This is a genomic window from Rhizobium sp. IBUN, assembly GCF_000510625.1.
GTDB lineage: Bacteria > Pseudomonadota > Alphaproteobacteria > Rhizobiales > Rhizobiaceae > Rhizobium > Rhizobium altiplani.
The window spans coordinates 1-7,105 of sequence record NZ_AZNV01000085.1 but is presented as its reverse complement, the minus strand read 5'-3'; the positions used below and the strand labels follow the sequence as shown (position 1 = coordinate 7,105).

General features: G+C 58.3%; 7 protein-coding genes and 1 pseudogene. 1 reads left to right on the top strand and 7 read right to left on the bottom strand.

Annotation, left to right across the window (positions count from 1 at the left end):
• Window positions 1-489: 489 nt before the first annotated feature.
• From RHIBUN_RS0132615 to ung, 7 genes are all read right to left on the bottom strand, one after another.
• A complete protein-coding gene (locus RHIBUN_RS0132615) occupies window positions 490-1,335 on the bottom strand; it encodes a GNAT family N-acetyltransferase (RefSeq protein ID WP_025662846.1) in 846 nt (281 codons plus the stop codon).
• 291 nt (window positions 1,336-1,626) lie between these two features.
• Window positions 1,627-2,109 carry a transcription elongation factor GreA gene (gene greA / locus RHIBUN_RS0132605; protein ID WP_018858200.1) on the bottom strand — a complete coding sequence of 161 codons (483 nt, stop codon included), beginning with the start codon at window positions 2,107-2,109 and terminating at the stop codon, window positions 1,627-1,629.
• A 376-nt stretch (window positions 2,110-2,485) separates the two neighbouring features.
• On the bottom strand, window positions 2,486-3,214 hold the full coding sequence (locus RHIBUN_RS0132600) for a GNVR domain-containing protein (protein ID WP_025662845.1): 729 nt from the start codon (window positions 3,212-3,214) through the stop codon (window positions 2,486-2,488).
• A gap of 1 nt (window position 3,215) precedes the next feature.
• On the bottom strand, window positions 3,216-3,605 hold the full coding sequence (locus RHIBUN_RS37095) for a Wzz/FepE/Etk N-terminal domain-containing protein (RefSeq protein WP_198021218.1): 390 nt from the start codon (window positions 3,603-3,605) through the stop codon (window positions 3,216-3,218).
• 169 nt (window positions 3,606-3,774) lie between these two features.
• On the bottom strand, window positions 3,775-4,383 hold the full coding sequence (locus RHIBUN_RS0132590) for an alpha/beta hydrolase (protein ID WP_025662843.1): 609 nt from the start codon (window positions 4,381-4,383) through the stop codon (window positions 3,775-3,777).
• Window positions 4,384-4,395: 12 nt separating this feature from the next.
• The gene (locus RHIBUN_RS0132585; RefSeq protein ID WP_018117269.1) at window positions 4,396-5,328 is read right to left on the bottom strand and encodes a VOC family protein; all 933 of its coding nucleotides are present in this window, start codon (window positions 5,326-5,328) and stop codon (window positions 4,396-4,398) included.
• Window positions 5,329-5,456: 128 nt separating this feature from the next.
• Window positions 5,457-6,167: a uracil-DNA glycosylase gene (gene ung, locus RHIBUN_RS0132580; protein ID WP_018117268.1), complete on the bottom strand. Its 711-nt coding sequence runs from the start codon at window positions 6,165-6,167 to the stop codon at window positions 5,457-5,459.
• 153 nt (window positions 6,168-6,320) lie between these two features.
• On the opposite strand from ung, the pseudogene RHIBUN_RS0132575 reads away from it, so the two are divergent.
• Window positions 6,321-7,105 (top strand): annotated as a pseudogene (locus tag RHIBUN_RS0132575) (phosphomannomutase); the annotation flags it as partial.

Here is a 7,105-nt window from a genome sequence, read left to right as displayed (position 1 = left end):
AGGCAGCCATGGCCGCCTGAGCCGGAAACAGACAACCGGACAGGTTTCGGGCGGGCACTGCCATCAGCCCCCCGGAGCAAGGTCCCTTCGCCGGGACGATGGATGGGTTAGGCCGCTGAAAGCCAAGCAGCACTCAGGTGACTGCGCGTTCCTAGATTGGCCAGCCGGTCCTCAGCAGACCCCATAAAGCAGCGGCCAAGCCCCGACTGCGAACAGAAGCAAGCACTCGGCGAGGGACTAAGCTCACAAGGGATTGACTCAAGGCCCGTTACAGAAGAGCTTTCAGAAAATTGAAACGTTCTGCCGGAGCAGGTTTTCGACAGGGCAGGAACGATTGATGAAGGACATACCCAAGGTACGTCCGAGCCGGTCGCCGCTGTTCCTGGAGGAACGATGCCCGGCCTCACGGGCTGGCTGAAACGGGCCGCCTGATCGACCGACCGACTCCGTTTGAGCCAACAGAACGCTTCGATTTAACCCCGAAAGGCTCTAGCCGAGTTCCAGGGTCGTCACGCCGAAAATGCTCCTGAGCGGAACGACCGGCGCTGTGCCCCGATACATCCGCGCCGTTTCGAAGACGGGCGCCAAGCCCAGGCTCTCGGCAAGTTCAATGGCCTCGCCATTGTTGGTGGGAACATCGATGAAGACCTTCGCTCCCTTGGCATGCTGCGCCAGAACCGAAATCAGAGCCGCCGCGCTATCCCTGTCGCCTGCAAACAGCGGGCCGATCTTGTAGCCCTCGTAGCAACGGCGGATGGTTCCGTAGCCGCGAATCTTGCCACTCTTGCGCACCACGGCCGAGTGCCTGTCCTTGCGAGTAGCACACCATGACGCCACGAAGGTTGGCCGCGGCGCCGGAAAGATCATCGCGTCATAGCGCAGCAATCCGTCGAGTCTATCCGAGACAGCGTGGGCAACCAGTGTTGATTCCGGCAAGGCAGAGATCACGCCACCATAGCGAACCGTCCGATAGGCCTCTTCGAACCCGGCCTTTCGGTAATTGTCCTGTTGTGCGGGTACACCATCCAGACCGATGCTACGGCCCTCAGCGGACATCATCCCGGCATTCCAAATGGCCTTGCCGTAGCCCCTGCCCCGAAAATCCGGATGGACGATAAAAAGACCGAGGAAAGCAAAATCCTCGCCATATTTGACGACTGAGATCGAGGCGACGGGCACCTCCCCGATCACGCCCACGAAAAATCCCGACGGGTCCGCATCGTGAAAGGCAACCGAATCGTCGAGGCCGGGATTCCATCCCTCCTGACGTGCCCACTCGAGCACTAGCTCCAACTCACCGGGTCGCATCGGACGAACGGTAAACTCCGAATTCATGCAACGTCCCTAATCAGATCGACCGCAGTTGAGAGCCTGCGGGATAAATAAAGATCAAAGTCTAACAGCCGTAAAGCCACCCGACGGCAAAGAAACATGTTCATGGCTGAAGCGATCTGCAGCGATCGTCATGAAGTACGAGCCGAAATTCTTTGCATCGCAATCATCATGGAACAGGGAGATTACAATCTCAAGATAATTACTTAATAGAGCATGAAGACCGGGTTAAGAGCCATAAGCTGTTCGAAAATCAGACAGCCATCGCTTTCGCATCAGCTAAGAAAAAAGCGCCTAACCGATGGCGATGACCTCGAGTTCTTGACCGCCGACGCTGACGACATCTCCAACCGTCTTGCCGGTGAGAGCCCTGGCCACCGGGGATACGAAGGAAATCGATCCGGTTTTCGGATCGGCTTCATCCTCTCCGACGATACGGTAGGTCTGCACGCGTCCGTCGTCCCGGCTGAAGGTCACGCTGGTTCCAAAGGCGACGACATCAAGCGAAATCGGCTCAGGGATGACCTGCGCCGTGCGGACTCGGGCAGCAAAGTAGCGCAGATCCCGCAACGGATTTGCCGCCTGTCGACGCCGTTCGTTCACGTCTTCAATGGAGTTCGCGGCATCGTAGGCCTCGCGCGCTTGCTGCAGCTGCAATTCCAGGGCCTTGAAGCCCGCTTCCGTAACGAGGTTCGGATGCGGCGAAATTGGACGGTCCGGCAAAAGTGTTTCCGAAGCAGCTTCGGCACTTTCTTCTTTGACGAAGGCTACACTCAATTTCAAAACTCCGCTTTGTGGTCTCTGGTCTCGCAGCGCATAGGCGATGGGTCGCCACCGCGGTCGATCTTATACCATCTCTTCCACTGGTCACAGCCGCACTTGAAGAACGACTGCCCTTCGCCCTTCCAAACAAGCCAGTTGAGCCAGTGATTGCCACAAACCGCCCGGTCGATTTCCGCAGACAGGTCGGTCGCCGAGTGGAATTATCCCCGCTTTCCCCAGCCGAAATAGGATCACATTCCCATTCATTACTGTGGAGCCTTTTATGTTTCTCGGTCTCAGTGTCAATCCAACGCAAGCAGCGCGTCGCGCCATACCAAAACGGCGTTCTATCGTCGCCTTCGGGGACAGCCTGACAGCAGGCGCGGGCGCGTCAGACCGAGAGCGGGGCGGAGATGATCGTGTCGGAGAGACCGCGACCGTGCGGCTTCTCAACTTCACTCCCCGCCTGATCGGGCGTGACCGAGGCAAGCGGGACATTCAGGACCGCACTCACCTGATCTTCGCTCGTGAAGCCGCCGATGGAGAACTCCCGTAGCAGGGCACCCCCGACGCCCGCACTGAACGCCACGATGGCCATGATGCCGAGCACCAGACCTTTCCGCGGATAGGACGGCTCGATCTGGGCAAGGGCTGCGGAAACCACGCGACTGTCAGCCACCTGGAGGCTGGCTTGGGCTTCAAAGTCCTGCAATCGCGTCAAATGGTTCTGGTACTGCACCCTCGCGACCTGTGCCGACTGCTGGAGCGCGTAGAATTGTGTCAGGACCTCCGCCGATAGACCGCGCCCGTACCCCCTGGTGCGCATCGGATGTCGTCTCGCCAAACTGCGCATCCGCAAGCCGTAGTTGCGGGAGAGAACCGGCTGCCTGGAGATCACTATGGGATGTGACGAAAAGGTAGAGATTGCGTTTTCAAGAATCTTCCCGGCTGAAACGGTGTTCGCCACTTTGGCTTCGACCTGCTTCCTGATGTAGACGGTCGTCACAAGATTCGCGAAACGCGCCCCTTTGTCCGCATCATCCGATGTCACGCCCACACTGATAAGATAGGTCAAGCCTTCGCGGCGAACCCGAACGGCATCCTTGAAAGCCGACAGCACTTCACCCGGCGCCGCATCGCCTGAGGGCGTCGGCAGCGAGCCCAGCGGCGGAGAGTAATCGGTCGTTGAAACGGTTGAGAGCAAACTCTGGATCGGAGAGAAGCTTGCCGTCCCTGATTGCCTCCAGCACCACCGCATCGGATTGAATGATACGAACCTCGCCTTCCACCCGGGAATTATCGGTAGGGCCGCTAGTCGTGGCAGCGTCCGGGTCGAGCAGATTCTTCGAACTTGTATCGACAAGAACCAACGACTGGGCGGTGTAGCGAGGTGTGAACGAGAAGACGATGACGAGGCTCAGCAGGAAGATCGGCAGTCCCACCAGCAATATTGTCCGAGCCTGTCGGTGGGCCAATCCAATCAGCATTCGAACGTCTTCGACATCGTTCATGCGAATGCAACCCTTCAACTCGTACAGCCGAATACTCGCTAAGGTTTCATCGCGCGAACAATTATCACAACAAAAAGACTTCATAACCCAAAATAAGACTATTGGATTATCACCCTCTGCATTCGAAGGAGCCCTGTCGGATGGCCGATGACCATCCGACAGCAGTGGCTTACCGGTACGGCTCGAAGAGCCTGTGGATGGCGTCGATTTCATTCTGCCTGATATCGTGACCACCTGCATGCCATTCCGTCGTGACGGAAGCGTGTTGGCTCTCGAAGTAATCCGCCAGGGCCTTCGTCACGGGCGCAGGGCTGATCGGGTCGCGTTCGCCTGCCGTGATCAGTATCTTGCGCCCGCTCAAGGCGGGATTTGCCATCGGTTGGAACGGGATCAACGGATGCATCAGAACCGATGCATCGAACAATCCCTTCTCGATCAACACATTGGCGAGGATATTTGCCCCATTTGAGAAACCCAGGCCGAGCACGTCGCTTGCCTCATGTTGCTTCGCCAGCGCCGCGACAAAGGATGCAAGCTTCTCGGTTGCACGGGCGAGGTCCGCCATGTCGTAGACGCCCTCGCCGGTACGCTTGAAGAAGCGTGCGGCACCAAACTCCGAGACGTCCCCCCGCGGAGAGACAATCGTCGCCGCCGGCAGCAGGCGCCGCCCGAAATCAAAGAACTGGTTTTCATCCCCGCCCGTTCCGTGCAGCACGAACAGAATGGGCTTTCCGGGTGCACCGGCCTGCAGCCGGTGCACATAGCTGTTATCGGTCATTGTGCGTCCCCTTTAAACCTCAAGCGGCTGCAAGTGCTGCTCGATGAGAGCGCGCAAGTGCTGGTGCTGCTGTGGCAGCTTCAGTGCCTCGCCAAGATGCGCAGTGTCTTCGTCCCGGTTGAAGCCGGGCTCGTTGGTCGCAATCTCGAACAGGATGCCGCCCGGGGTCCGGAAGTAGATCGCCCAGAAATAGTCACGATCGATGACGGGCGTGACCTGGTAGCCGGTATCCATCAGCGCCTTGCGGACCTCAAGCTGTTTCGCACGATTTTCTACGGCAAAGGCCACGTGATGCACGGACCCTGCACCTGGCAAAGCGCGTGAAACGTTCGGCATGGTTTCCAGATCGACGAGATGCGCGCCATTCCCACCCGGAATAGTCAGGCGCTTGACACCATCACGCTCTTCCTGGACTTCGTAGCCCATGAACTTGAGCAGTTCTGACGTGGCACCATCGTCACGCAAACGCATGGCCACCGAATGGAAGCCACGAATCGCGTTATCCTCGCTGATACCGCCGTGTGTCCAAGGCTGGCGGCTGTCATCCTTGACTTCGACAAGGGCAAAGCCATCACCATCGGGACCGGCAAAATTCAAACGCTTCTCGCCGAATGTCTCCTCAGTCTTCAGGCCGGTGACATTCAACTTGTTCAGGCGATCGCTCCAGAAGCCGATCGAGCCCTGCGGGACCGAGAAAACGGTGGTTCCAACTTCACCGGTTCCCGGACGACCTTGCGCCATCTTCGGAAATGGGAAGTACGTCATGATCGTGCCGGGTGCACCGGTTTCGTCACCATAATAGAGGTGATAAACGTCGGGCGCGTCGAAATTCACGGTCTTCTTGACGCGACGCAGACCGAGGGCGTTAGTGAAGAATTGGTTGTTTGTGCGGGCATCCTCCGCCATGGACGTGACGTGGTGCAGACCCTTGATTTGATCGAGCATTTAAGACCCCTTTCTTGCCCGCCTCGCGGGCTTCGTATGGGGTATAGATGATCGCTCCGGACCAATTGGAATAGCCCCGAGGACCGGAACGCATTGTCTCTTTTTAGTGAACGACAAAAGCCAATCGTTCAGAAGAGTTGGGCGTCGCCGGGGTTCGTGGGCAATTGCCAGTCGATTGGCGCTCGACCGTGCGTCTGCAAAAACGCATTGGCCTTGGAGAAATGGCCGCAACCGAAAAAGCCGTTATGAGCGGAGAGCGGAGACGGGTGTGGCGCCTTCAGCACGAGGTGACGTCTTATATCGACGAAGGCTGCCTTGCGCTGGGCATAGGAGCCCCAGAGCATGAAGACGACGGCATCGCATTCATCGTTGACCTTGCCAATGACGGCGTCGGTGAATCGCTCCCAGCCCTTGCCCTGGTGCGACGCGGCCTGGGCCTCCTCCACAGTGAGCACGCTGTTCAGCAACAGGACGCCCTGCCGTGCCCAATGCTCCAGAAATCCGTGTCGCGCCGGTGTAATCCCCAGATCGCTCTGCATCTCCTTGTAGATGTTGACGAGTGAAGGCGGAATGCGAACGCCTGGTCGAACACTGAAACACAGGCCGTGCGCCTGTCCTAGCCCGTGATAGGGATCCTGGCCCAGAATCACGACCTTGACGTTTGCCAGCGGCGTCAGATCGAGCGCACGGAAATATTCCGATCCCTTGGGAAATATCCGTTTGCCTCCCTGCTTCTGCGCGACGAGGAACGCCTTGAGCTGCTGCATATAGGGGCTGGAAAATTCGCCGGCGAGAGCGTCCCTCCAGCCCTCCTCCAGTGCGATTGATTGTTCATTCATCGACGATCCTCGTCGGCGCTGGGCGCCTTCGGCTTGTCTCGAGCCGGGAATTGGCAAACATTTTATTGTTCACCGGAGTTCACTATCTACGGACACCTAGTAGATTGAGGTCGAATCGCTAGCGAATTCAAGCGCATCCGGGGCTTATTCAGAATGAAATTCGGAACCAGTGGGCTTCGCGGCCTATCTGTCGACCTTGCAAACTGTTCCGATGCACTTGATCGCCTTGGATTCAAGGTCCGCGACTGCGGCACGGTGCCAACACCGGCGCTGGCGCTTTACGGACTTCAGAACAAAGCCGCGAGTCTCATGGTGACAGGCTCGCACATCCCCGCCGATCGCAATGGCATCAAGTTCTATCGGTCGGACGGAGAAATCGACAAGACGGACGAAGCAGCGATCACGACTGTCGCGACAGAACTCGACCGTGCCGGCTTTACGTTTGTCCCCCGCAGTGCCGGGATGCAAAACCAATCTGTCGAATGCCTGGCGCTGTTCCGCGAACGGAATGCCAATATTCTTCCCACGGAAGCGCTCGCGGGCCTGAAAGTCGGCGTCTATCAGCACAGCACGGTCGCCCGTGAGCTGCTGGTAGATCTCCTGGAACACTTCGGCGCAACGGTCGTGCCGTTTGGCCGCTCGGAAACATTCATTCCCGTCGACACCGAGGCGGTTTCGGAGGAGACGATCGCCAAGCTCAAGGAGGTCGCAGGACAGCATGGCCTCGACGCCATGGTCTCTGCGGATGGTGATGGCGATCGCCCGTTGGTGGCGGACGAAACNGGGACGCCGCTGCGNGGCGATTTGCTCGGCCTGATCGCCGCGAACTTTCTCGGTGCGACATCGGTTGTGACACCCGTGACATCGAATTCCGGCATCGAAGCCGCCGGTCGCTTCAGCGTCATTCGCACGCGTGTTGGCTCTCCGTTCGTCATATC

What these genes read in the sequence shown, in the direction of transcription:
- RHIBUN_RS0132585 (WP_018117269.1), bottom strand. Translation starts at nt 5,328, where the DNA reads ATGCTCGATCAAATCAAGGGTCTGCACCACGTCACGTCCATGGCGGAG.
- RHIBUN_RS0132615 (WP_025662846.1), bottom strand. Translation starts at nt 1,335, where the DNA reads ATGAATTCGGAGTTTACCGTTCGTCCGATGCGACCCGGTGAGTTGGAG.
- RHIBUN_RS0132590 (WP_025662843.1), bottom strand. Translation starts at nt 4,383, where the DNA reads ATGACCGATAACAGCTATGTGCACCGGCTGCAGGCCGGTGCACCCGGA.
- RHIBUN_RS37095 (WP_198021218.1), bottom strand. Translation starts at nt 3,605, where the DNA reads ATGAACGATGTCGAAGACGTTCGAATGCTGATTGGATTGGCCCACCGA.
- ung (WP_018117268.1), bottom strand. Translation starts at nt 6,167, where the DNA reads ATGAATGAACAATCAATCGCACTGGAGGAGGGCTGGAGGGACGCTCTC.